We start from the raw sequence: 24,445 nt of genomic DNA, 5'->3' as shown, positions 1-24,445 counted from the left end.
GCGGAGGCCCAAGCCCCCGCCCGGTCGCTCAACCGTTGGCGAGCGCTTCCTCGGCGAACGCGCGCACCGCCGGACCGATATCGGCCCGTGCCAGCGCCAAGGCGATATTCGCCTGCACCCAGCCGGCCTTGTCGCCGCAGTCGTACCGCTTGCCGTCAAAGGTGAAGCCATGGAACGGCTGGTTGCCGATCAGCTTCGCCATCGCGTCGGTCAGCTGGATTTCGCCACCCGCCCCCGGCTCCTGCGAATCGAGGATCTGCATGACTTCGGGCTGCAGGATGTAGCGGCCCGGGATCATCAGGTTCGACGGTGCCTTGCCCTTGGGCTTTTCGACCAGCGCGGTGACTTCGGTCAGGCGGCCGTCCTGCTTGCCGGGCGAAATGATGCCGTACTTGTCGGTTTCGCTGTCGGGCACTTCCAGCGCGCCGATGACGTTGCCGCCGACCTTTTCATAGGCGTCGACCATCTGCTTCAGGAAACCACCGACCATCAGTTCGTCGGGCAGCAGCACCGCGAACGGCTCGTCACCGACGATCTCGCGCGCGCACCACACGGCATGGCCCAGCCCCAGCGGCTCCTGCTGGCGGACATAGACCGGGCTGCCCGGCTTCTGCCGAATGCCCTCGATCAGCGCCATCGACTTGCCGCGCGCCTTCATCGTCGCTTCCAGTTCGTAGGAAACGTCGAAATGATCCTCCAGCGCGCCCTTGCCGCGGCCGGTGACGAAGATGATCTGTTCGATGCCGGCTTCCAGCGCTTCTTCGACAGCGTACTGGATCAGCGGCTTGTCGACGACCGTCAGCATTTCCTTCGGCATCGACTTGGTGGCGGGAAGAAACCGGGTGCCGAGGCCGGCGACCGGAAAGACTGCCTTGCGAACCTTCTTGATCGTCATCGTTTCATCCCCAAAATTGCTGCGCCGCAATAGAGAGTCGTTTCGGCATTGGCAAACGACCTTTGACCGTCCAGCGCCCCGGTTGAGTGGCGCTGCGCCGGTTCATTGATCGTACAGCCCCTTTCGCTTATGGGCGGCGCGCATCATGGTGTTCTCCAAGCTATTTCGCAGGCCTGCAACCCCCGCGCCGCGCGTACCAGACGATATCGTCGTCTATGCGATCGGCGACGTGCACGGTCGGCTCGATTGCCTCGACGACCTCTTGGCGCAGATCGATGCCGATACGGCGCGTCATGGCAGACGGGCGATGCTCGTCTTCCTTGGCGACCTGATCGATCGTGGCCCGGAATCGCGCGGCGTCGTCGAACGGGTGATGGCGATGTGCGCCGCCAGCGAGGATGTCCATTGCCTGTGCGGCAACCACGAGGAACTGTTGCTTACCGCTGCCGAAGGCGCACGTCAGGCACTCGGCGTCTTCGCCCGTGCCGGCGGCCGCGAAACGCTGCTCAGCTACGGCGTCAGCGAAGAAGTCTATGAACGCGAGGACTTGAAGGGCGTCCAACGCCTAATCACCGACCATGTGCCGGTCGCGCATCTCGACTTTCTCCGCGGCCTGCCCGACCAGTTGGTCGTTGGCGATTACATATTCGTCCACGCCGGCATCCGCCCCGGCATACCCCTCGACGCGCAGAAGTCGTCGGACCTGCGCTGGATACGTTCGCCGTTCCTCGAACACGGCGGCCGGTACGAGCGTTTCGTCATCCATGGGCACACCGTTACCGGCGGTCCCGACGTCCGGTCCAACCGGATCGGCATCGACACCGGCGCCTATCGCAGCGGTCGCCTGACCGCGCTGGTGCTCGACGGGGAAACGCAGCGCTATCTGTCGACTGCCCTCGCGGAAGGTACGTACGCCGCAGCCGCATAGCGTGGGTCGCTGATCCGACTATCTGGCCGGAACAGCTTTGAACTTCGGTTCGTCTGCTCGGCTACGTCGCCCGGAGAAGTCCAGAAGCTCAAAGAGCCTGTGCCACTCGCGCTCCCCTTTGGATGCCAGCCTTCGCCGTGGCGACGGAGCGATCGGCAGGAACAGATAGCACTCGATCGCCGATCAACGTCGTACGGAACCAGCGACGGAACTTCTGCCCTCTCCGGTGGGAGGGTTCTGTGAAAGTAGCGTGCTCCGGCCAACCCCCCGCGCAGCGCGCAGGCCGGGGGCACACGCGCCGCGCGCGCCTCGCAGCTTTAGCGCGCGCGTACCCCCGTGCAGGCGGGGGTCCAGAGCCAATCAAACGAAGGCCTGAGCCTGGAACTCCATGCCCGCCGCCTGCGCAGGCGTACCCAGTGAGGTTGCAGATCCGGACTCTTGCGAAGGCGCCGCACAGGCGGGGAAATCAAGGCAGCAAGCGAAAGCCTCTGCTTTGCTTGAGTCTCGCGCGCCTGCGCAAGGGTGCGGCGGCGAGCGAAGGAGCACACGACGTTCGCAGACCCCTTCTCGAATGCAAGGCAAGGACGGACCGTCGCCCCACATCAACCTGTCCGAAATCAGTGGACCCGCGCCAATCGTCCCGCGCCCGCTACCAAACGAAAAAGGGCGCCCCAAACGGAGCGCCCTTCCCTAGACTGAAGCGCGGTTTCCCGCGCAAGCAATCAGTTGCTGTCCGAATCGCTGTCCGAATCGGCGACAACAACGATGCCCGCAACGACAGCAGCCGCAGCGAGGATCGCGACGATCACGCCGCCGCCGGCCAGCTTTTCGCCCTTGGCGGCCGGAGCCGAAGCGCGAGCAACCGACAGCTTCGATGCGTTGGCGGCGGTCGCAACCGTCGGAGCAACGGTCATCGACACGGCCGAGGCCGCGATCAGCATCTTCTTGGCAAAACCCATTTCAACACTCCCTTGTGTCACTACACGTCGAGCGGCCCTTCGCATACGGCCCGCCCCCCTGCAAGCCTTATCGTATCAATCGCGGCCAACCGTTACCGGTAACCGCATCGTACGACATGCCCTGCACGCGGCTGAAACTTACCGGGCCTGACCCGGTTCATTCGCAATCGCGGCAGTTCAATATGCAATGCGGTACGAATGGAGGCAAGCGCCGCCGACATGGCGGCAGTCGCGTTATTCGAGCGGCTGATCGCGCGTCTTCAACACCGGAGGTAGATAGGGGATCGGTGCGTCGCGCGGGATGGCGGCAATCTCCGCCACGATATTTTCGGCGCGTTTTCCAGCAGATGAGTGCGTCCGGCTATGGAATATGCCGCCATCGATCCGGGCGCCAGGTCCGTTCCAGAACGTGACTGCCGCCGCCGGATCCCAGCCGGCATTTCGCAACAAGTGGACGCCCAGCCGGTCGGCATCGTCCTCGGTCGTGCGGAAGATGCGTCCATTTCGGCCCAGTTCGCGAAACACACCGCGACTGACCTGCGCAGCGTCGAGCCGGACATGATGGCGCAGAATATTGTGCGACAGTTCATGCGCGATGACGACCGCCAACTGCGAATCATCGAATCGTTCGAGAAACCGGCTGGAGATCTGGACCAGTCGGCCATCGGCGACGGCATCCAGCGACGATCCGATTCGCAGTTCGAACAGCGTAGGACAGCCGGGTGACGCCGGGATCGTTACCGTTCGCTCCTGCCCTGCCTTGCGCAGCACCATCGCCAGCGGGCGATCGGCCGCCTGCCTGTCGAGCATCGCCGCAAAGGCGTCGCGGGTGGCGACATGGCCGCCGCTCCGGGTCGCCGGAACGGGCTGTCCATTGATGCTGACGATCGAATCATCGGCCTGCACCCCGGCGCGGGCGGCCGGACTGCCGGGCACGACCGCCTCGACCGCGATCCCCGTTTCGAAGCCGAAGGTGCTGCGTGTGACCGGCTGCTCGGTCACGTCATATTGATCGATCGCGTGCACGATCATGCCGGTCACCGGGACAAGGTCACGACACAGCGCCGCATTGGCGCTCGCCAGCCGATACCCGATCGCTCCCAGCCGCAGATCGGCAGCGCGGAGCGCCTCCAGCGTCGCCCGGTCGGTTTCGGCGGCCACAGGCGGGTTCGGCGCGGCGCCGATCGTTAACCAAATGCCGGCCAGCAAGGCACTTCGAACCGTAAGACTTTGCTGGACGGTCCGATGCAGGGGAAAGGGCATGACCGGCCGATAGCATGATCGCGGTGCGCAAGGCGATGCCATGTAAGCCGCTCAGACTCAGCGGCCGGCGTAGAGCTGAACGAAAACGGCGCCGGGAACCCCCGACGCCGTTATCGACCCAATCTGTCGCGATCAGCGCACGCCGGGCGGCAGCGCCTGTCCGGGGGGCGGCGCGCCTGCGCCACCGCCTTGCATCATCTGCTGCATCTGCATCTGCTGCAAAACCGCCTCAGGGATGAACTCGATCATGTCGACGTCGAACACCAGCACCTGCTTCGACAGCTTCTTGATCTCCGGCGACATCGGCGGTGCGCCTTCGGGACGCGGCGCACCATAGCCAAGCTGCGGCGGCAGCCAGAAGCGGTAGCGCGATCCCTTCGGCATCAGCTTCAGCGCCTCGCCGAACCCCGGAACGACCTGCTTGGGCGACATCGGGGTCGGGTTGCGGCTCTGGTCAAAGATCGTGCCGTCGGTCAGCTTGCCGACATAGTTGATCAGCGTGACGTCGGCATCGGTCGGCGTCGGCCCGCTACCCTTGGTCAGCACTTCATATTGCAGGCCGCTGGCGGTCGTGACCACGCCGGGCCGCGAAGCGTTGCCGGCAAGGAACGACGCCGCGTCGCTACGCGTGCCGATCCAGGCGGCACCAGCCGCGATCAGCAACGCCAGCGCGACCCCGATCCACACCCAGACGATATGACGCTGCTTGACGGGTTGCAGCGGAACGGCAGTGACCGACATCGACACCCCTTATGGCGCGCTCAGCGCACCGCATCATAGAAAACCGGCAGCGCCGCCAATATCAACATCGGCGCGCCGCGACGGGCATGTTACCGGGCGCTGTCACGCTCCACGCGCTTGCGCTCCAGCTTGCGGGCGCGGCGCACGGCGGCGGCACGCTCGCGCGCACGCTTTTCCGACGGCTTTTCGTAATGGCGACGCAGCTTCATCTCGCGATACACACCCTCGCGCTGCAGCTTCTTCTTGAGCGCGCGCAGGGCCTGATCGACATTGTTTTCACGGACGATGATCTGCATGAGGTCGAAAAACTCCGGGTCTTTAATCGCAATAGAATAGGGTTCGCCGAAGCATGGCCGCGGCGTGACATGTCCCCCTAACAGGAGTGTCGTCTGCGGGCAAGTCCACCGACCCTCGGGGGGTCAGAACAGCAGGTCGCCTCCCGCCCGCTTGGCCAGTATCCGCCCGATCGCATCGAACAGCGCGTCCATCGCCACCGGCTTGAACAACACCTCGTCGGCCCCGGTCGCCAGACATCGCTCGGTCAGGTCGATCGCGGTATCGGCGGTGACGATGATGATCGGCAACGTCCGCTTCGCATCGTCGCGCGCGCGCACGCGACGGATGACCTCGAACCCGTCCATACCCGGCATGCGCAGGTCGAGCAGGACCAGGTCGAACTCCTCCTCCTCGATCCTCCGCAGCCCGGCCTCGGCCAAATCGGCCTCGACCATCGTCGCCCCGGCAACGTCGAGCATGTCGCGAACGACCCGGCGATTCATCGCATCGTCCTCGACGAACAGGATCCTCATGCGTCGTCGACCCGTCCGATCGCCCTGATTTCAAAGCTTTGCATATCGAAATCCGCTATCGCTACGCCGCATTTGAAACAAGGGCTGTTGGCACTGCACCCCGATCATTCCGCACGACGAACAACGCGTCGATAAGTTGCTTAGCCGAAACGGGCTTGTTGAGCAATGTTATGGCGTCATACCCGATGCTTACGCCACAATCTTCCCTATTCAGCATCAAAACCGCCGGTAAATCCGCCGAACGCAGCATCGTCTCGATTTCGGCAAGGTCGCGCTCGGGTTCGTCGGACGTCGCGCACAGTGCCGCCATATCCATCAGCAGCGCCAGCACGCCCCCCTCGCGCAATGCCATCCGCACCGCCGCCACGTCGTCGACGAACACGATCGACGCGCTGTGATCGGCGAACAGCGTCCGCATCATGCCCCGCGCGATCGGATTGCGCTCGAGGATCAGCAGGGTGTTCCGCCCTGCATCTTCGCCGCTGTCCGCCACCGGCGGCACGGCCAGCGTCACGGGCAGATCGAGGGTGAAGGTCGAACCCTTGCCCTCCACGCTCGCCACATGAATGTCTCCCCCCATCGCCCGCGCCAGATTGCGGCAGATGGTCAGCCCCAGCCCGGTGCCGCCGAACCGGCGGGTGGTGCTGTTGTCCGCCTGCTGGAACGACTCGAACACCTCGTCGACGCGGTCAGCGGCGATCCCGATGCCGCTGTCGCTGACCGCAATGCGCACCCGCTGCATATCGCCGTCGACGCGCACGGCGATCGCGCCGGCCTCGGTGAATTTAAGCGCGTTCGACAACAGGTTGAACAGGATCTGCCGCAGCCGCACCGGATCCCCCTCGATCCACCGCGGCACGTCGCCGATGTCGAGCGTGAAGCGCAGCCCCCGATCCTCGGCCTGCCGCCGCGACGCGCGGGTCAGGTTCTCGATCGTCGCGATCAGGTCGGTCGGGATGCGTTCGACCGACAGATTGCCCGACTGCATCTTGGCCACGTCGAGAATGTCGTCGACCAGCGCGCGCATCGTTACCCCGGCGTCATGGACGATGCCCAACCGGTCGCGGAGGTCGGGGGTCAGCCGATCGTCGCGCAACATGACCTGCGCCATGCCGAGAATACCGTTCAGCGGCGTGCGGATCTCATGACTGGTGGTCGCGAGGAAATCGCCCTTCGCCTTCAACGCCTTTTCCAGCGCGACATTGGTCGCGGCCAGTGCGACGTTGGCGTGCCGCACCGCATTGCGACTGCGCCGAAGCGTCACGACGCCGAAGCTCAACAGCGCGACCAGCACCGCGACCGCCGCGGCGATGCTGCCGAACAGGATACGCTGGAACCGCGCGCTGGCGCGTTCGAACGCGATGTTGCGGCGCAATTCTTCCTGCTTCAGCCGGGCGATCCGCAATTCCTGGTTCTGGAAATCGAACCGCGCCGACATCAGCGCCGTCTTGGTCGACGTGGTCAGTTGCGTCGCCTGCTCGTTCAGCCGGTCGATCGCGGCCAGATGCGGCAACGCCTTGGCCGCATCGCCGACCGCCAGATAGACGGCATAGGCGTTGCGATGATTGTCGCGCATCGCCAGCGATGTCTTGGTCAGGTCGACGCCGGCAAAGGCTTCGTCGACCAGCCGGGTCGCATCGGCCAGATCGCCGCGATCCGCCGCCAGTCGCCCGGACAGCGCCTTCAACTGATCGACGACGCCACGTGATCTGATTGCTTGCGCGGTTCGCAACCCTTCGGCGATCGACGTATCCGCGGCGGCGAAATCGCCGACCGCGCGCTGCGATCGCGCCAGGTTGCGCAGGATTTGTGCCTCGAACGGCCGGTTGCCGATCTGACGCGCCTTCACCAGCGCCTTGGCATAATCGATCAGGGCGCTGCGATGCCGCCCCATATCCGCCAACACGTTCCCGCGGTTGTTCAGCAGCGAAATCGACAGCGCGGGATCGTCGTCATAGGTCTCGATCGCCTGTCCGTAATAGCGTAGCGCCGCTTCGAAATCGGCCCCCTGGCGGTACAATGCGCCGATGCTGAGCAGCGCCATCGCCTGCCCCCGGCGATCGTCGACCGCGACGTAGATGCGATAGGCGGTCTGATAATCGGACAATGCTCCGGCGACATTGTCGGCATCGGCGGCGATGTCGCCGCGCGTGCGCAGCACATCCCCCTCGATCGAGTATTTTCCCGACAGGCGGTGAAGGAGCGTCAGCGCTTCCTCGACTTCCGCCGCCGCTGATCCGGTGTCGCCGAGTCGAACATAGGCTTCGGCCTGCAACCACTTGCTGGCGGCCACCATCGTCGAGCGATCGCCATCGCGGCGCGTCGCAGCGGCTTCCAATGCGCCGCCGTCTCGCAGGACGCGTTGCGGATCGGTCAAAAGCAGCGTGCGTACCGCTTCGAACCGGACGTCGAGCGGCGTCGCCTGCCCCGTCGCAGGCACAGCGCCCGCTGCTGCGAAAAGAGATAGGGCAAGGAGCGGGAACCGCAGGCGCATACAGGAACCCTATCTCACTGTGGTTAATGATTCGTAGCGAATAGCTTCCCGCAAAAAACTCGCGAACAGCGCGTTGCCGAACGACCGCTTAACCGGTCTTCCACTGTCCCTCGTTGCGCAGGAACGACAGGCGCGGGCTGGTCATCGCGGCGATATGGCGTTCCTCCTGCAAGAAGGTGCGGAACGCGGCGAACTCGACCGGGCGGCTGATGAGATAGCCTTGCACCATGTCGCACCCCATGACGCCGAGCAGTGCCAGTGCGGCCGGCGTCTCGACGCCTTCGGCGGTCACCTCCATGTCCAGCGCATGCGCCAGATCGATGGTCGACCGTACGATCAGCGGGTCGCGATTGCTGCTGGTCAGTTGCGTGACGAACAGCTTGTCGATCTTCAACTCGCCGGCGGGCAGGCGCTTGAGATAGGCCAGCGACGACAGCCCCGCGCCATAATCGTCGATCGCCAGCGGCACGCCGATATCGGCAAAGGCACGCAGATTGGCGATGGCGCTTTCAGGATCGCGGATGACCGCGGTCTCGGTAATCTCGAATCCGACCCGCGCATCGCCGTCGCGCACCAGCGCGCAGGCATCGCGGACGAACCCCGGGTCGGACAGCAACACGCCGGAGATATTGATGAAGATCGGAATGTCGTATCCGGCGGCGGCGATGATCCGCTGGTCGAGAATTACCCGGCGGATGATCCACAGCGTCAGCGCGCCGATGACATTCGATCGCTCGGCGGCTTCGATGAAGTCGCCGGGCAGAATCAGCCCGCGCGTCGGATGGCGCCAGCGCACCAGCGCCTCGGCACTCGCCACGCATTGCTGCCGCACCCGGACCTTGGGCTGATATTGCAGGAAGATCTGACCGCTCTCGATCGCAGCGGGCAGTTCGCGCATCAACTGGAACGGATCATGGCCCGCGACCGGATCGCTCAGATGGCGCAGCACGTCGGCATTCGCCTGCCGCGCATCCGACAGCGCCTCCTCGGCAGCTTCGATCAGGCGGACATCGTCATGTTCGGCCGCTTCCGCCCCGACGCCCCCGACCCGCAGCGACAGGCGATAGGTTTCGCCATCGAGATCGAAGGCCGGCTCCATCGCCCGGTGAACCCGATCGAGCATGGCGGCACCGGATGCCACCGATTCGCCCGCGAAACTCAGTTCGATCGCGCCCCGCCCCATCGGCACCACGCGAATTGCCGGAATGGCAGCAGTGATTCGCGCTTCGACATCGTCAAGCACCGCCGCCGCCCGTGCGATCCCGACCGCGCGGCGCAAGGTGGCGAAATCGTCGATTTCGGCAAGCAACACAAAGCGATGCCATGTGGCCGGGGCCGGCGGGCACGTTCCGCTGCCAACGGTATCGTGGGACGTGGGACGCGGCTGTCCCCCCTGTCCCGAATGCCCGCCTGGCGGGAAATGATCCGAATCGGCGCGTGCCATGATGGACCATCGCTACCCCCGAACCGCAAAGCTTCGGTTAACGTTCCCGTCCGGAAAGCACGCAGTTTTCTTGCAATTAAAATTTGTCTTATGGTTAATTTTCGGTTAATAAGCCTGCGCGCTTCGGCGTAACTGGGAGAATGAAAATGCAGGCGTTTTTCGCTCTGTTCCGTGACGGCTACGGCGAAGATCTTCGTCCGGTCTAACTGGAATACGCGCCCTGGGTCGGGACGGTTCGCCGCGACGACCCAGGCGTTTTTGTATCTGGCCTTGTACGTTCGTTCCTTTCCCGCACCCGTCCTGCCCCGACAAAGCTGAACTGGCGGGTCTCGCAAGAATCCTTGTCTTGTCGCCCGGTCCTTGGTCGCTACCTGCGACAGGACCATGACCGATCCCACCATCCGCCGCCTGACCCACCTCGAACGGCTCGAGGCGGAAAGCATTCATATCCTGCGCGAAGTGGTTGCTGAGGCCGAGCGCCCGGTGATGCTCTATTCGGTCGGCAAGGATTCGGCGGTGATGCTGCACCTCGCCAAGAAGGCATTCTATCCCGCCCCGCCGCCCTTCCCGCTGCTGCATGTCGATACGACGTGGAAATTCCGCGCGATGTACGACCTGCGCGACAAGGCGGCCCGCGATGCCGGCATGGAATTGCTGGTCCATCACAATCCCGAAGCGCAGGCGCGCGCCATCAATCCGTTCGATCATGGCAGCCTGCACACCGATCTGTGGAAGACCGAGGGGCTGAAACAGGCGCTCGACAAATATGGGTTCGACGCCGCCTTCGGTGGCGCGCGCCGGGATGAAGAGAAAAGCCGCGCGAAGGAACGCGTCTTCTCGTTCCGCTCGGCCAATCATCGCTGGGACCCGAAGGCGCAGCGGCCCGAGCTGTGGCATCTGTATAACGCGCGGAAAGCCAAGGGCGAATCGATCCGCGTCTTCCCGCTGTCGAACTGGACCGAACTCGACATCTGGCAATATATCCTGCGCGAGAAGATCGAGATCGTGCCGCTCTATTTCGCCGCCCCCCGCCCGACCGTCGAGCGCGACGGGATGCTGCTGATGGTCGATGACGACCGCTTCCGCCTGTTGCCGGGCGAAGTCCCGGTCGAACGCTCGATCCGCTTCCGCACGCTCGGCTGTTATCCCCTGACCGGTGCGGTCGAGAGCGAGGCGGCGACGCTGAACGACGTGATCCAGGAAATGTTGCTGACCACCACCTCCGAACGACAGGGGCGCGCGATCGACCGCGACGCCGGATCGGCCAGCATGGAAAAGAAGAAGCAGGAAGGTTACTTCTGATGGCGACCTCCCCCGCCTATACGCCCGACGCGCTGATCGCGGCCGATATCGACGCCTATCTGGCGCAGCATCAGCGCAAATCGCTGCTGCGCTTCATCACCTGCGGATCGGTCGATGACGGCAAATCGACGCTGATCGGCCGGCTACTGTATGATTCGAAGATGATCTTCGAGGATCAACTGGCCGCGCTGGAGAGCGATTCAAAGCGGGTCGGCACGCAGGGGCAGGAGATCGACTTCGCGCTGCTGGTCGACGGGCTCGCCGCCGAACGCGAACAGGGCATCACCATCGATGTCGCCTATCGCTTCTTCGCGACCGAAAAGCGAAAATTCATCGTCGCCGACACGCCCGGTCACGAACAATATACCCGCAACATGGTCACCGGCGCTTCGACCGCCGACCTCGCCGTCATCCTGATCGACGCGCGCAAGGGCGTGCTGACCCAGACGCGGCGGCACAGCTACCTCGCCCACCTGATCGGCATCCGCCACATCGTGCTCGCGGTGAACAAGATGGATCTGGTCGGCTATGATCAGGCAACGTTCGAGACCATCGTCGCCGATTATGCCACCTTTGCCGAATCGATCGGCATCGCCGGCTTTACCGCGATTCCCCTGTCGGGGTTCAAGGGCGACAATATCGCCGCCGCCTCCGAAAACACCCCGTGGTATGACGGCCCGGCACTAATCGAGCATCTCGAATCGGTCGAGTTGGACAGCGAGACGGCGGCCGCGCGGCCGTTCCGTTTGCCGGTGCAGTGGGTGAATCGCCCCGACCTCGACTTTCGCGGCTTTGCCGGGTTGATCGCCAGCGGCACTATCCGTCCGGGTGATGCCGTGCGCGTCCTTCCGTCGGGCAAGACGTCACGCATCGCTCGCATCGTGTCGATGGACGGCGATCTCGCCGAAGCGGTCGCCGGCCAATCGGTAACGCTGACCCTGACCGACGAGATCGATTGTTCGCGCGGCGACGTGATCGCCGCTGCCGACGCCCCGCCACAGGTCGCCGATCAGTTCCGCGCGACGATCGTGTGGATGGACGGCGAACCGCTGCTGCCCGGCCGCGCCTATTGGCTGAAGACCGGCGCGGGCACCGTATCGGCGACGGTCCAGCCGCCGCGCCATGCCATCGACGTCAACACGCTGGCCGAATTGTCGGTGAAGACGCTGTCGCTGAACGATATCGGCGTGGCCGACGTGTTCACCGATCGCAGCATCGCCTTCGAACCCTATGCCGACAATCGCGACCTCGGCGGGTTCATCCTCATCGATAAGATCACCAACGCCACCGTCGCCGCCGGCATGATCGATTATTGCCTACGTCGCAGTCAGAATGTGCACTGGCAGTCGATCGACATCACCCGTGAGGCGCATGCCGCGCAGAAGAACCAGAGCCCACGCGTGCTGTGGTTCACCGGCCTGTCAGGGTCAGGCAAGTCGACCATCGCCAATCTGGTCGAAAAGAAGCTGCATGCGCTGGGCAAGCACAGCTTCCTGCTCGACGGTGACAATGTCCGCCACGGCCTCAACCGCGATCTCGGCTTCACCGATGCCGATAGGGTCGAGAATGTCCGCCGCGTCGGTGAAGTCGCGAAGCTGATGGCCGATGCCGGTCTGATCGTCCTGACCGCCTTCATCTCTCCCTTCCGCGCCGAACGCGACCTTGCGCGCTCGATGCTGCCGACGGGCGAGTTCGTCGAGGTATTCGTCGACACGCCTTTGGCGGTCGCCGAGGCGCGCGACGTGAAGGGGCTGTATGCGAAGGCGCGCAGCGGTGCGCTCGCCAACTTCACCGGCATCGACAGTCCCTACGAACCGCCGCTATCGCCCGAAATCCATGTCGACACGACGCGCGAAACGCCGGAAGCCGCTGCCGAGCGCATTGTCGAGCATGTGCTGGGCACCTGGGCGCCGGTGCTGTGACCGACGACGCGCTGCTCGCGACCGCCATCGCCGCCGAAGCGGGCAAGCTGCTGCTCGCGATCCGGGCGGAGGGGCGCGAGACCGGCAAGGCGCTGGGCGACCGTGCCGACCGGGAAGCCAATGCGCTGATCCTCGACCGACTGCGCGCCGCCCGCCCCGACGCGTTCGTGCTGTCGGAGGAGTCCGCCGACGACAAGGCGCGCTGTGCCGCTGCGCAGACTTGGATCGTCGACCCGCTGGATGGCACGCGCGAATATGCCGAAGGGCGCGACGACTGGGCGGTGCATGTCGCACTGGCGGTCGGTGGCCGGGCAGAGGCCGGTGCGGTGGCCTTGCCCTCGCTCGGCATCACCCTGTCGAGCAGCCCCGCCCCGGTCGTACCGCCCCGGCCCGACCGGCCGCGCATGGTCGTCAGCCGCACCCGTCCCGCGCCGCAAGCGCTGGCGGTCGCGGAAGCCATCGACGCCGAACTGATCCCAATGGGCTCTGCCGGTGCCAAGGCGATGGCGGTGGTGCTTGGGCAGGCCGATATCTATCTGCACGCTGGCGGCCAGTATGAATGGGACAGTTGTGCACCGGTTGCGGTGGCGCTGGCGGCCGGGCTGCATGCGTCAAGGATCGATGGGTCGCCGCTTTATTATAATTGCCACGATACGTGGTTGCCCGACCTGTTGATCTGCCGGCGTGACGATGCGGCGCGAATCCTGCCGATTATCGCCGGTTTAGAGGGTGCTCGGTAGCGTCAGGCACGCCGGGTCGAACAACCGCGCTCGAACAAGTCCGTTGTCGCATCGAGGGGAAGCCTTTGCCGTCATCGGCTGACGACGGTTATTTTACCCAAGCCGCACCGTTGACCGCAGCGCGGTCAGCCGATCGCCGACAGCCAGCGGCGATCGATACCGCCGGCCGCCAGCCCGATCGCGCCGTCTGCATCGAGCGGCCGGGCGAAATGATGCCCCTGAAGATGCGAACAGCCAGCGACGCGCAACGCCTGCACCTGCGCCTCCGTCTCGACGCCTTCGGCGACCACCTCCAACCGGAGTGCGCGGGCGAGGTGGATGATCGAATGGACGATCGCCGCGCTCTCACGCTCGCGTCCCATGCCGTCGATGAAGCTGCGATCGATCTTCAGACAGTCCAGCGCGAAGGTGCGGATATTGTAGAGCGACGAATAGCCGGTGCCGAAATCGTCGAGCGCGATGCGGAAACCCAGCTCGCGCAGTTCGAGGAGCGTCGCGGCAGCGCGCTCGGCATTGTCGAAGATCGCAGTCTCCGTCACCTCGATCTGCAACCGGTCGGGCGCGATTCCGGCCCGCTGCACGCGATCGATCAGGTACGAGGTGAAATTCGGGCGCCGGAACTGACGTGCGGAGACGTTGACCGAGATATATTGCCCCGGCAGCCGGGGCAGGATCATCAGCACCTTATCCAGCACCCAGTCGCCCAGTTCGTGGATCAGGTTCGATTCCTCGGCGATGGGAACGAACATGGCCGGGCTGACGTCGCGAAAATCCGGCGTGTTCCACCGCAACAACGCCTCGAACGCGACGATGTCCAGCGTCTCGCGGGCGACGATCGGCTGGTAGAGCAGCGCCATCTCGCCCTGCGCGATCGCCCGGGTCAGACCCTGTTCGATACCGCGTCGAAAGCGGATCGATTCGTCCATGCTGTCGTCGAACCGGCGCACGACGCCGCGACCGGACCGCTTGGCATCGTTGAGCGCCATGTCGGCACGACGCATCACATCGACCGGATCGCGGCCCCCATCGACTTTCGCCATCACCACGCCGATCGATGCGGCACCGCGCACCGGATGGCCGAACACCAGCAGATCGGTTGAACAAGCGCGTACCAACCGCTCGCATCGCTCCATCGCATCGGCTTCGTCGGCGACGCGCAACAGCACGCCGAATTCGTCGCCGCCCAGCCGCGCGACGAAACCGGCGTCGCCGACCTGTTCGATCAGGATCTCGCAGACGATGCGGATCAATTCGTCCCCGACCAGATGGCCGAGCGTGTCGTTGATCAGCTTGAACCGGTCGAGATCGATCATCGCCATCGCGACGCAATCGGTCCCGCGCAGGCTGTCGGTCAGGACGCGCAGGAACGCCAGCCGGTTGGGCGCATCGGTCAGCGGATCGTGATGGGCCATGTGGATGGCCTTGCTCTCGTTCGCCGCCAGTTCGCGCGCCCGTTCCTCCAGTTCGGCGATTTTCGCCGTCAGCGCCGCGCGGGTCGCCGCCAGTTCACGATCGGTCAGCCAGCGATGGGCAAGCGCCCGCGCGGTCTGCCAAGCCGCTTGGGCGTCCAGCGGCCTAGTGAGATGGAAGAGGTGATCGGGTAGCCGGACGTCGCACGTGATGTCGGCGGATGCATCGGCTGCATGTCCGGTGACGATCACGATCTGAAGATCGGGATCAAGCGCCCGGATCCGCGCGACCGTCTGGCGAAGATCGATGCGGCACGGCCCGCAAATATCCAGGAAGGCGACGGCAAAGCGGGCATCGTCGCGTACCGCGCCGGCAACCGCCGCGACCGCATCCTCCCCCCGATGCACATATGTCGGGATCAGCCGCAGCCGGTCCGCTTCGACGGACAGGTCGGCAGCGAAGTCGGCCAGCGTCCCGACTCCGTCGGCCAAACCCGGCGACAAAGGACGGGATTCATCGATCACAGCGTCATCGTCGACGATCAATATACGCGCGGATGATCGTTCGTCGTCCATGTCCTTCGTACCGCCGCTCCAGGAGGCGGTCGCGAAACCGCATGTCATCACCGGGTTAGCGCGTTTCATCCATTTTCGATCCAGGTTACCGCTCGCTTAACCCTCTTTTCGCTGCACCGCGTCGCATCTGGTCACTGCGTCCCGCACCTGTCAGAAGCGGGCGATGAGCGCGCATCACCATGGCCACGGCCACGATCATCACTCGCACGGGCATCAGGTGCATGGGCATCATGGCCACAGCCATGCCCCGGCCGATTTCGGCCGCGCCTTCGCGATCGGGACGCTGCTGAACATCGGCTTCGTCGTGGTCGAGGGTGGCGCGGGCTTCTGGTTCGATTCGATGGCGTTGCTGGCGGACGCCGGCCATAACCTGTCGGACGTGCTTGGGCTGCTGATCGCATGGGGCGGGGTCGAACTCGCCAAGCGGCCGGCATCGAAGCGATTCACCTACGGCCTTGGTGCGTCGACGATCCTCGCCGCGCTCGCCAATGCGCTGGTGCTGCTGATCGCGGTCGGCGCGATCCTGCTGGAAACGATCCAGCGATTGGGCAGCCCGCGCCCGATCGACGGCTGGCCGGTGGTGTGGGTCGCGCTGGCCGGCATCGCCGTCAACCTCGCCACCGCGCTGCTGTTCGCGCGCGGGCGGCATGGTGACGTCAATATCCGGGGCGCCTATCTGCACATGGCCGCCGATGCGGCGGTGTCGGCGGGGGTGGTGATCGCCGGCCTCGCCATCTTGTGGACCGGGGCGGGATGGATCGATCCGGTCGTCAGCCTGGTCGTCGTCGCGATCATCCTGATCGGGACATGGAGTTTGCTCAGCGAATCGCTGCTGCTGGCGCTACAGGCGGTGCCGCGCGGGATCGATGCCGTCGCGGTCGAGGGGATGCTGGCGGAACTGCCGGGCGTGGCACGGGTGCACGATCTGCATATTTGGCCGATGAGCACGACCGAAACCGCGCTGACCGCGCATCTGGTGATGCCCGACGGCCATCCCGGCGACGGGTTTCTGGTCGAGCTGTCGAAGGAACTGGAGCATCATTTCGGCATCGGCCATGCGACGGTGCAGATCGAAACGTGCGACGATTGCGGGCTGACCCACGCGCATTGACCGGAAACACCCCTCCCTTGTCAGGGAGGGGAGTAAGGTTCACCGCGCCACCGACACCCGGTACACCATGCGGTGGTGATACGGCTTGCCCGGTTCGACCCGCGCCGATCCGAGCGCCGGCTGGTTCGGCGTATCGGGGAATTTCTGCGGTTCGAGCGCGATGCCGTCACCCATGCGATAGACGTGGCGGTTCTTGCCGATCAGCGTCCCGTCGATGAAGTTGCCTGAATAGAATTGCACGCCGGGTTCGGTGGTCAGCACTTCGAGCACGCGACCCGATGCGGGATCCTCGAGGCGTGCGGCCAGCTTCGGCTCCTTCGTGATCCCTGCGTCGAGCACGAAATTATGGTCGTAGCCGCGTCCGGCGATGATCTGGGGATCGCGGCCGTCGCGGACATCCTGTCCGACGATCCGTCCGCGGGTGAAATCGAACACCGTACCCGCGACAGGACGACGTTCACCGGTCGGGATCAGCGCGTCGTTGACGGGCGTGTAGCGGCTGGCGGGAATGGTCAGCTTGTGGGTCATCGTGCCCAATGCGCTACCTTCGCCGCCCATGTCGAACAGCGCGTGGTTGGTCAGGTTGACGATCGTCGGCGCGTCGCTCTTCGCATCGAAATCGATGGTCAGCGCGCCCTTGTCATCCAGCGCATAGGTGACGGTCACGTCGAGCGCGCCGGGATAGCCCTGATCGCCGTCCGGGCTGTTCAGCGCCATCGTCACCGATGCGCTGGGGCCGTCCTTCACCGACACGATCCGCCACACGCGCTTGTCGAAGCCGACCGTGCCGCCGTGCAGCGAATTGGCCTTGTCGTTCTGGGTCAGTTGATATGCCTTGCCATTCAGCGTGAACTTGCCGCCGGCGATGCGGTTGGCATAGCGGCCGATCGTCTGGCCCCAGTAATTGGGGGCGGTGACATAGCTGGCGGCGTCGTCATAGCCGAGGGTTATGTCGGCAACCTTGCCCTTGCGGTCCGGGGCGTTGAACGCCTGCAAGGTGGCGCCCAGCGTCATGATCTTCGCGCTGACGCCGTTGCTGCCGGTCAGCGTTACCATTTCGACCGCCGTACCGTCAGGCAGCTTGCCGAAGCTTGACCGCTTGGCCGTGGCGGCACCCGCCGCATTGGCCCCGATCAACATTGCCATGGCCGTCGACCCGGCCAGAAGCGCTTTCTTCATCGTCACCCTCCCAAATTCACCAGCGGGCTATCGCGCCACGTCCGGTTCGTCGGCAGGGATATAGTCAGACAATAATGGCGAGTTCAAGCGGGGAGCTCGAGCGGGGCCGTGTACCTCCCCTCCCTGACAAGGGAGGGGTCGGGGGTGGGTAGGCTCGCAAGGGAGGGTGAGCGCGCGACAACGGGCCGACCCACCCCTAGCCCCTCCCTTGTCAGGGAGGGGACAAGACAGAACTCAACCGTCGCCAAGCCGTTCGATATCGGCACCGACCGCCTGCAATTTCTCCTCCAGCCGCTCATAGCCGCGATCGAGGTGATAGACGCGGCTGACCGACGTCTCGCCCTCTGCCGCCAGCCCGGCGATGATGAGACTCATCGACGCGCGCAGGTCGGTCGCCATCACCGGCGCGCCGACAAGCCCGCCGACGCCGCGCACCACTGCCGATCGGCCGGTCACGGTGATGTCCGCCCCCATCCGCGCCAGTTCGGGCACGTGCATGTAGCGGTTTTCGAAGATCGTCTCGGTCAACACGCTCGCCCCGTCCGCGCGGGTCAGCAGCGCCATGAACTGCGCCTGCATGTCGGTGGCGAAGCCCGGATAGGGTGCGGTCGACAGGTTGACCGGGCGTATGTCGCCACTCGCCTCGACGAACAGCGAGGTCGCTTCCTCACGCACGGTGACGCCGGCTTCGACCAGCGCGTCGATCGTGGCGCGCATGTCGGACGGCACGACGTTCGCCAATTCGACCGCGCCGCCGGTGATCGCGGCGGCGCAGGCATAGCTGCCCGCCTCGATCCGGTCGGGCATGACGGCATAGGTCGCCCCGTGCAGCTTGTCGCGTCCCTCGATGGTCAGCGTGTCGCTGCCAATGCCGTCGATGGTCGCGCCCATGGCGACCAGGCAGCGGCACAGGTCGACGATCTCCGGCTCACGCGCGGCGTTTTCGAGGATGCTGGTGCCGCGCGCGAGCACGGCGGCCATCACCGCATTCTCGGTCGCGCCGACCGACACCACCGGGAAGCGATAGCGCCCGCCCGGCAACCGTCCGCCGGGCGCGGTCGCCTTCACATAGCCCGCGGCGAGTTCGATCTCGGCGCCCAGCGCTTCGAGTGCCTTCAGATGCAGGTCGATCGGGCGATTGCCGATCGCGCAGCCGCCGGGCAGCGACACCGTCGCCTCCCCCGCGCGCGCGACGAGCGGGCCGAGGACGAGGATCGACGCGCGCATCTTGCGGACGATGTCGTAGGGCGCGACCGTGCTGGTCAGCCGCTGGCCGCGCATCGTCATGACGCGACCGAATTCGCTGGGGTGCGATCCCTCGACCGTAGTCGACACGCCGAACTGGTTGAGCAGGTGGCCGAAGCTGTCGACGTCCGCTAGGCGCGGCAGGTTGCGCAGCGTCAGCGGCTCTTCGGTCAGCAGCGCACAGGGCAGCAGAGTGAGCGCGGCGTTCTTGGCGCCCGAAATGACGATGCGGCCGGATAGGCGATTGCCGCCGCGAATGACGATACGATCCATGGGGCAGCTTCTAGTGGGTCGCAACACACAAGCAAGAGGCCAGCGCTCCTCCCCCGCACGGGGAAGGGGACCGTCGCTGAAGGCGATGGTGGAGGGGGTTCGCCGCGAACGCATCGGTTCCGTATGCCGCCCTCCCCCTCCACCAGGCTGCGGCTGGTCCCCCTCCCCGTGAACGGGGAGGATTTTGGGGTTACATGCCGTTCAGGTAAGGTGACTCGCTGGAAGGTTCGATTTCCACGGGTAACGTTTCGCGTAGGCTGGGGTCGCGCAGGTAGATGCGGCCAATAGCGCTGCGGTAGAATGCAAGGCGACGCGGCGTGCCGGGAACCCCGGCGTGCACAGTCCGCACTTCATTGCCGACGATCGTGTAGCGGCCCTGCGGGTTGCCCTCGCCGGTATAAGCAATCCAGCTCCCGTCGGGACGAAGGCAGATCGGCCCGTCATCAGGCGCATACGGATTGGAAGGTGACAGCAGACAGGCGATAAGCGATCGCCGGATGTCTTCAGAGGTCATCGGCGTGAGGCTGCCAGGATCGGCAGCAACCGCTTGGCTCTGCGGTTCGATGTCGAAGACCGCAAGTTTCGCCGGATCGTTCGACCGCTCGGGCTGACAGGCGGCGATCGCGACCAACAGCGCAGCGGCAAGAACCCGCCGTGACAGAAACGTCAGGCCTTCTCCAGCGTGCACTGCAACGGGTGCTGGTTCTGGCGAGCGAAGTCCATCACCTGCGCCACCTTCGTCTCGGCCACCTCATAGGTGAACACCCCGCACACGCCGACGCCGCGCTGGTGGACGTGCAGCATCACGCGCGTCGCTTCCTCCATGCTCATGCGGAAGAAGCGTTGCAGGCACAGGACGACGAATTCCATCGGCGTGTAATCGTCGTTCAGCATCAGCACCCGGTACGGCGTGGGCTTCTTGACGCGGGTCTGGGTGGCGACGCCGAGACCGGTCGAGCGGTCGTCGTCATGGTCGCGGTCGTCACCGGCCATCTGGATGCGGAGCTGTGGAGACATGTCGCCGCAAAATATGGCATGCGGGTCCGACAGGGCAAGGGGGTGCGTGGTCATATGCGCCGAATTGGAAATGACAAAAGGGGCGACCGCTCGCGCGACCGCCCCCTTCGTTAGCCCGTAAAGGTTAGCCGACCGCTTACGCGGCGACCTTCACCTTGTCGGCGGCAACCGCGACGCGGTTGCTGATCGGCTGCGCGGCGTCGCCGGCCAGCTTGATCATCATTTCGGTGGTCTTCGACGCTTCGGCGACGAACGAGTCGAACGACTGGCGGATGAAGTCCGACTGCAGCTTCATGAACTCGGTCGGCGACTTGACGGTCGCGAGGGTCTTGGCGGTCGAGGTCGCGTGTTCGAACGACTTGCGGCCATATTCGGCCATTTCCTGACCGAGCGTTTCAAGGCCCTTGGCGGCGATGCGGCTGGCTTCGACCATCGCTTCGACGTTGCCCTTGGCCATCTCGTTCATTTCCTCGAAGCCCTTGGCGCCCTTTTCGAACGCGGCCTTCGCCTTTTCGTTGAATTCGGTCGACACGGCCTGCGCCTTGTTCGCGGCGTCCTGCGCGAAGTTCTGCGCCTTGTTGGCGGCGTTCTGGGCGGTGGCGGTCGCTTCGTTGGTGACGTCCATGGTCTTTTCCTCGACTTGATCGGTTACGGTTTGGACCGCCTCTGCGGTTTCCTCAGCCACGACCTGAGCGGTCTCGGCCACGGTTTCGACGACTTCCACGACCGGTTCGACCGGCGGCGTCGGGATGACGACAGCGGCGGTTTCGGTCTTGAAAGGCAATTCGACGGGAGCCGGCTTCGGCGCGGCCACGAACGGCACGGGCGGGATTTCCGCCTGTTCGGGTTCGACGGGCGGCACGACCGGTTCCGGCGCGGCAGACTCGACGGGCGCGGTCGCGACCGGTCGGGTCGATCGGGAACTGGCAGGCTTGCGCGTGCCGGTCTTCGGACCTCTGGTGGCCACTCGGACATCCTCCATCTGATTACTGCTGCGGCGCACCACTTAACCGGTCGTTATGACGATATCAAGACGCTTTTTGTGCACCGCAGCATAAATATGTAGATAGAGAAATCAAATGTTCTTATCGGGTTCGGACATATTCGCCGGGTGCGTCGCACAATACTGCTGCGCCGCGGCCACCTGGTATCCGGGTTTTAGTCGCGGGCACGGTCTTGCCATCCGCCGCCGCGATCCACTGCCGCCAATCCGGCCACCAGCTGCCCTTGGTCTCCTTCGCGCCGGCGACGAAGGCGGCCAGCGTCCCGGCCGGTTCGTCATTGGTCCAATATTGATATTTGCCAGCCGAAGGCGGGTTCACCACGCCGGCGATATGCCCCGATCCGGCCAGCACAAAGCGCAAGGGGCCGGCGAAATGCTCGGTCACCTTCCACACGCTTTCGGGCGGGGCGATATGGTCCTCGCGTCCCGCCTGGATATAGGACGGGGTCTTGATCGTGGTCAGGTCGATCGGCGTGCCGTCGACGGTCATCGACCCGGCCTGCACCAGCCGGTTGTCACGGTACAGATCGGTCAGATAGCCCAGATGCCAGTTCGCGGGCAGGTTGGTGACGTCGGCATTCCAGTGCAGCAGGTCGAACGGCGCATAATCGTTGCCGAGCAGATAGTTGTTGGTGACGTAGTTCCAGATCAGATCGCGCCCGCGCAGCAGATTGAAGGTCGCGGCCATGTACCGCCCGTCGAGATAGCCGTCCTTGCCGACCTGCCGGATCATCTTCAGCTGATCGTCGTCGACGAACAGCGACAATTCGCCCGCCTGGCTGAAGTCGACCTGCGCGGTGAAGAAGGTGGCCGTCGCGACCTTCGCCGCCTCGCCGCGCGCCTCCAGCAGCGCCAGCGTCGCCGCCAGCGTCGTCCCCGCCACGCAATAGCCGATGGTATGGACCGATTCGACGCCCAGCACCTCGCGCACGGTATCGATCGCATCGATCTGTCCGCGCACGACATAATCGTCCCACGTCACGTCCTTCATCGACGCATCGGCCGACTTCCACGACACGACGAACACGCTGAGACCCTGCTCCACCGCCCAGCGGATGAAGCTCTTCTCCGGCGTCAGGTCGAGGATGTAGAAGCGATTGATCCACGGCGGAAAGATCAGCAGCGGGATCGACCCGACCTTTTCGGTGGTCGGCGCGTAATGGATCAGTTCGTACAGCGGCGTGCGCTTGATGACCTTGCCCGGCGTCGTCGCGACGTTGCGGCCCAGCTCGAAGGCGCTGGTGTCGCTCTGCGTCATCTGCCCCTTGGCCATGTCGGCCAGCATGTTCTGCAGGCCCTTCAGCAGATTTTCGCCGCGCGTCTCGATGATCTTTTCGACCACCAGCGGGTTGGTCGCGGGGAAGTTGGTCGGGCTCATCGCATCGATCAGCCCGCGGGTGGCGAAGCGCAGCTGTTCCTTCTGCTTCGCATCGACGCCGTCCAGCGCGTCGACCCCCTTCAGCATATGGTCGGCGACCAGGAAATAGCTCTGGCGGATGAAGGCGAACAACGGGTCGTCATGCCATTGCTTGGCCTTGAACCTTTTGTCGCGCGCGCGCTCGGGCGACTCGTCGACCGAGGTGGCGTTGGCGGGGTCGAGGAAGCGCTGCCACAGCTTCATCGTATCGGTCCAGAAATCGGTCTGGACCTTCAGCATGCCGGTCGGGTCGGGCAAGGCGGGCGCGCGCTCCATCAGGTCGATGCCCTGTTCCAGCATCATCTGCTGCGCGCGGCCCAGCATCTGCGTCCAATGCTGCAATTCTTCGAGCGACATCGTGGCCGCAGGGGGCGGCGTTTTGGTGTCGTCGGTCATTTTCTTCTCCTCACGGCGCGTGGGCCTACCGGTTCGTTGCTTCCTAGCGTAAGGACCGGGCTGAAAGGAACGAGAATGTCCGACGAATTCTACCGCATGAAACGCCTGCCCCCTTATGTCATCGCCGAAGTGAACGCGATGCGGGCGGCGGCGCGTGCCGGTGGCGAGGACATTATCGACCTCGGCATGGGCAATCCCGACCTGCCCCCGCCCGACCACGTCATCGAAAAGCTGGTCGAGGTTGCCCGCAAGCCCTCCGCGCACGGCTATTCGCAGTCGCGCGGGATCCCCGGCCTGCGCCGCGCCCAGGCCAATTATTACGGCCGCCGCTTCGGCGTCGATATCGATCCCGACAGCGAAGTCGTGGTGACCATGGGGTCGAAAGAGGGGCTGGCCAGCCTCGCCACCGCGATCACCGCGCCAGGCGACGTCATCCTCGCGCCCAATCCCAGCTACCCGATCCATATGTTCGGCTTCATCATCGCCGGCGCGACGATCCGCGCGGTGCCGACCACGCCGGACGAACATTATTTCGAAAGCCTCGAACGCGCGATGGCGTTCACCGTGCCGCGCCCCAGCGTGCTGGTGATGGGATATCCGTCGAACCCCACCGCCGAGGTCGTCGACCTCGCCTTCTACGAACGCGTGGTCGCCTTCGCGAAGGAGCACGGCCTGTGGATCATCTCCGACCTCGCCTATAGCGAACTCTATTATGACGGCTGCCCGACGCCATCGATCCTGCAGGTGAAGGGTGCGAAGGACGTCGCGATCGAATTCACCTCGCTCAGCAAGACCTATTCGATGGCCGGCTGGCGGATGGGGTTCGGCGTCGGCAACAAGAAGCTGATCGCGGCGATGACGCGGGTGAAGTCCTATCTCGATTACGGTGCCTTCACCCCGATCCAGGCGGCGGCCTGCGCGGCGCTGAACGGTCCGCAGGATATCGTCGAAAAGAACCGCCAACTTTATCACAAGCGTCGCGACGTGCTGGTCGAGAGCTTCGGCCGCGCCGGCTGGGACATTCCCTCCCCGCGCGCGTCGATGTTCGCCTGGGCACCGCTGCCGCCCGCGCTCGCGCATCTCGGCAGCCTCGAGTTCGCCAAGCAGTTGCTGACCGAAGCCAAGGTCGCGGTCGCACCCGGCGTCGGCTATGGCGAGAACGGCGAGGGCTATGTCCGCATCGCGATGGTCGAAAACGAACAGCGGCTGCGGCAGGCGGCGCGTAACGTGAAGAAATATCTGCAATCGATGGGCGTCAATACGCCGGGGCGCAGCGTGGGGTAATCTCTCCTCCCCTCCCTGACAAGGGAGGGGTCGGGGGT

General features: G+C 64.8%; 21 protein-coding genes. 6 read left to right on the top strand and 15 right to left on the bottom strand.

The genetic code is table 11. The features are described 5' to 3' along the window. Positions 1–28: 28 nt before the first annotated feature. Positions 29–895 (bottom strand): UTP--glucose-1-phosphate uridylyltransferase GalU, encoded by an 867-nt coding sequence (galU, locus tag ASE59_RS17135; protein WP_056459509.1) that lies wholly within the window; start codon positions 893–895, stop codon positions 29–31. A 145-nt stretch (positions 896–1,040) separates the two neighbouring features. On the opposite strand from galU, the gene ASE59_RS17130 reads away from it, so the two are divergent. Continuing rightward, on the top strand, positions 1,041–1,823 hold the full coding sequence (locus ASE59_RS17130; protein WP_056459191.1) for a metallophosphoesterase family protein: 783 nt from the start codon (positions 1,041–1,043) through the stop codon (positions 1,821–1,823). 722 nt (positions 1,824–2,545) lie between these two features. On the opposite strand, the gene ASE59_RS17125 is transcribed toward ASE59_RS17130, so the two are convergent. The 7 genes from ASE59_RS17125 to ASE59_RS17095 all read right to left on the bottom strand — a co-directional run bounded on the left by ASE59_RS17125 (position 2,546) and on the right by ASE59_RS17095 (position 9,401). Beyond that, the gene (locus ASE59_RS17125) at positions 2,546–2,782 is read right to left on the bottom strand and encodes a hypothetical protein (RefSeq protein ID WP_200913333.1); all 237 of its coding nucleotides are present in this window, start codon (positions 2,780–2,782) and stop codon (positions 2,546–2,548) included. A gap of 234 nt (positions 2,783–3,016) precedes the next feature. Continuing rightward, the gene (locus tag ASE59_RS17120; RefSeq protein ID WP_235515825.1) at positions 3,017–3,943 is read right to left on the bottom strand and encodes a M48 family metallopeptidase; all 927 of its coding nucleotides are present in this window, start codon (positions 3,941–3,943) and stop codon (positions 3,017–3,019) included. Between the two features lie 234 nt (positions 3,944–4,177). Then, on the bottom strand, positions 4,178–4,786 hold the full coding sequence (locus ASE59_RS17115; protein WP_056459505.1) for an FKBP-type peptidyl-prolyl cis-trans isomerase: 609 nt from the start codon (positions 4,784–4,786) through the stop codon (positions 4,178–4,180). An 89-nt stretch (positions 4,787–4,875) separates the two neighbouring features. After that, on the bottom strand, positions 4,876–5,082 hold the full coding sequence (gene rpsU, locus ASE59_RS17110) for a 30S ribosomal protein S21 (RefSeq protein ID WP_056459186.1): 207 nt from the start codon (positions 5,080–5,082) through the stop codon (positions 4,876–4,878). Positions 5,083–5,205: 123 nt separating this feature from the next. Continuing rightward, the gene (locus ASE59_RS17105) at positions 5,206–5,595 is read right to left on the bottom strand and encodes a response regulator (RefSeq protein WP_056459183.1); all 390 of its coding nucleotides are present in this window, start codon (positions 5,593–5,595) and stop codon (positions 5,206–5,208) included. A 61-nt stretch (positions 5,596–5,656) separates the two neighbouring features. Next, a complete protein-coding gene (locus ASE59_RS17100) occupies positions 5,657–8,035 on the bottom strand; it encodes an ATP-binding protein (protein ID WP_056459180.1) in 2,379 nt (792 codons plus the stop codon). Between the two features lie 142 nt (positions 8,036–8,177). After that, positions 8,178–9,401: an EAL domain-containing protein gene (locus ASE59_RS17095; RefSeq protein WP_056459177.1), complete on the bottom strand. Its 1,224-nt coding sequence runs from the start codon at positions 9,399–9,401 to the stop codon at positions 8,178–8,180. 516 nt (positions 9,402–9,917) lie between these two features. Between ASE59_RS17095 and cysD the strand changes: the two genes are divergently transcribed. The 3 genes from cysD to ASE59_RS17080 are packed head-to-tail and all read left to right on the top strand — an operon-like array spanning position 9,918 to position 13,497. Continuing rightward, positions 9,918–10,835, top strand: coding sequence for a sulfate adenylyltransferase subunit CysD (cysD, locus tag ASE59_RS17090; RefSeq protein ID WP_056459174.1), 918 nt, complete (start codon positions 9,918–9,920; stop codon positions 10,833–10,835). Further along, complete coding sequence (cysN, locus tag ASE59_RS17085) at positions 10,835–12,757, top strand: sulfate adenylyltransferase subunit CysN (protein ID WP_056459171.1); 1,923 nt, start codon at positions 10,835–10,837, stop codon at positions 12,755–12,757. The genes cysD and cysN overlap by 1 nt, the downstream gene beginning before the upstream one ends. Further along, positions 12,754–13,497, top strand: a complete 744-nt coding sequence (locus ASE59_RS17080; protein WP_082458539.1) for a 3'(2'),5'-bisphosphate nucleotidase CysQ — start codon at positions 12,754–12,756, stop codon at positions 13,495–13,497. Before cysN ends, ASE59_RS17080 begins: the two co-directional genes overlap by 4 nt. A 125-nt stretch (positions 13,498–13,622) precedes the next feature. On the opposite strand, the gene ASE59_RS17075 is transcribed toward ASE59_RS17080, so the two are convergent. Beyond that, positions 13,623–15,431, bottom strand: a complete 1,809-nt coding sequence (locus tag ASE59_RS17075; RefSeq protein ID WP_235515824.1) for a putative bifunctional diguanylate cyclase/phosphodiesterase — start codon at positions 15,429–15,431, stop codon at positions 13,623–13,625. Between the two features lie 214 nt (positions 15,432–15,645). Here ASE59_RS17075 and ASE59_RS17070 point away from each other — a divergent pair, with 214 nt between their 5' ends. Then, a complete protein-coding gene (locus tag ASE59_RS17070; protein ID WP_056459163.1) occupies positions 15,646–16,593 on the top strand; it encodes a cation diffusion facilitator family transporter in 948 nt (315 codons plus the stop codon). A gap of 39 nt (positions 16,594–16,632) precedes the next feature. Here ASE59_RS17070 and ASE59_RS17065 read toward each other — a convergent pair whose 3' ends face one another. The 6 genes from ASE59_RS17065 to ASE59_RS17040 all read right to left on the bottom strand — a co-directional run bounded on the left by ASE59_RS17065 (position 16,633) and on the right by ASE59_RS17040 (position 23,123). Then, positions 16,633–17,772, bottom strand: coding sequence for an aldose epimerase family protein (locus tag ASE59_RS17065; RefSeq protein WP_056459160.1), 1,140 nt, complete (start codon positions 17,770–17,772; stop codon positions 16,633–16,635). Between the two features lie 234 nt (positions 17,773–18,006). Then, positions 18,007–19,290 (bottom strand): UDP-N-acetylglucosamine 1-carboxyvinyltransferase, encoded by a 1,284-nt coding sequence (murA, locus tag ASE59_RS17060; protein ID WP_056459157.1) that lies wholly within the window; start codon positions 19,288–19,290, stop codon positions 18,007–18,009. 190 nt (positions 19,291–19,480) lie between these two features. Further along, entirely contained in the window at positions 19,481–19,921 is a 441-nt protein-coding gene (locus ASE59_RS17055) for a hypothetical protein (protein ID WP_056459154.1), read from the bottom strand. Between the two features lie 35 nt (positions 19,922–19,956). Further along, the gene (gene clpS, locus ASE59_RS17050; protein WP_066688376.1) at positions 19,957–20,283 is read right to left on the bottom strand and encodes an ATP-dependent Clp protease adapter ClpS; all 327 of its coding nucleotides are present in this window, start codon (positions 20,281–20,283) and stop codon (positions 19,957–19,959) included. A gap of 160 nt (positions 20,284–20,443) precedes the next feature. Next, a complete protein-coding gene (locus ASE59_RS17045; RefSeq protein WP_056459151.1) occupies positions 20,444–21,274 on the bottom strand; it encodes a phasin family protein in 831 nt (276 codons plus the stop codon). Positions 21,275–21,392: 118 nt separating this feature from the next. Next, on the bottom strand, positions 21,393–23,123 hold the full coding sequence (locus ASE59_RS17040; RefSeq protein ID WP_056459148.1) for a PHA/PHB synthase family protein: 1,731 nt from the start codon (positions 23,121–23,123) through the stop codon (positions 21,393–21,395). Positions 23,124–23,198: 75 nt separating this feature from the next. Here ASE59_RS17040 and ASE59_RS17035 point away from each other — a divergent pair, with 75 nt between their 5' ends. Then, positions 23,199–24,407, top strand: coding sequence for an LL-diaminopimelate aminotransferase (locus ASE59_RS17035; protein ID WP_056459143.1), 1,209 nt, complete (start codon positions 23,199–23,201; stop codon positions 24,405–24,407). Positions 24,408–24,445: the final 38 nt, after the last annotated feature.

Origin of the sequence: Sphingomonas sp. Leaf10 (assembly GCF_001421245.1) — a bacterium.
Classification (GTDB): domain Bacteria; phylum Pseudomonadota; class Alphaproteobacteria; order Sphingomonadales; family Sphingomonadaceae; genus Sphingomonas.
Note: the sequence above shows the minus strand (reverse complement) of the source record. Positions and strands in the feature narration are given on the sequence as shown.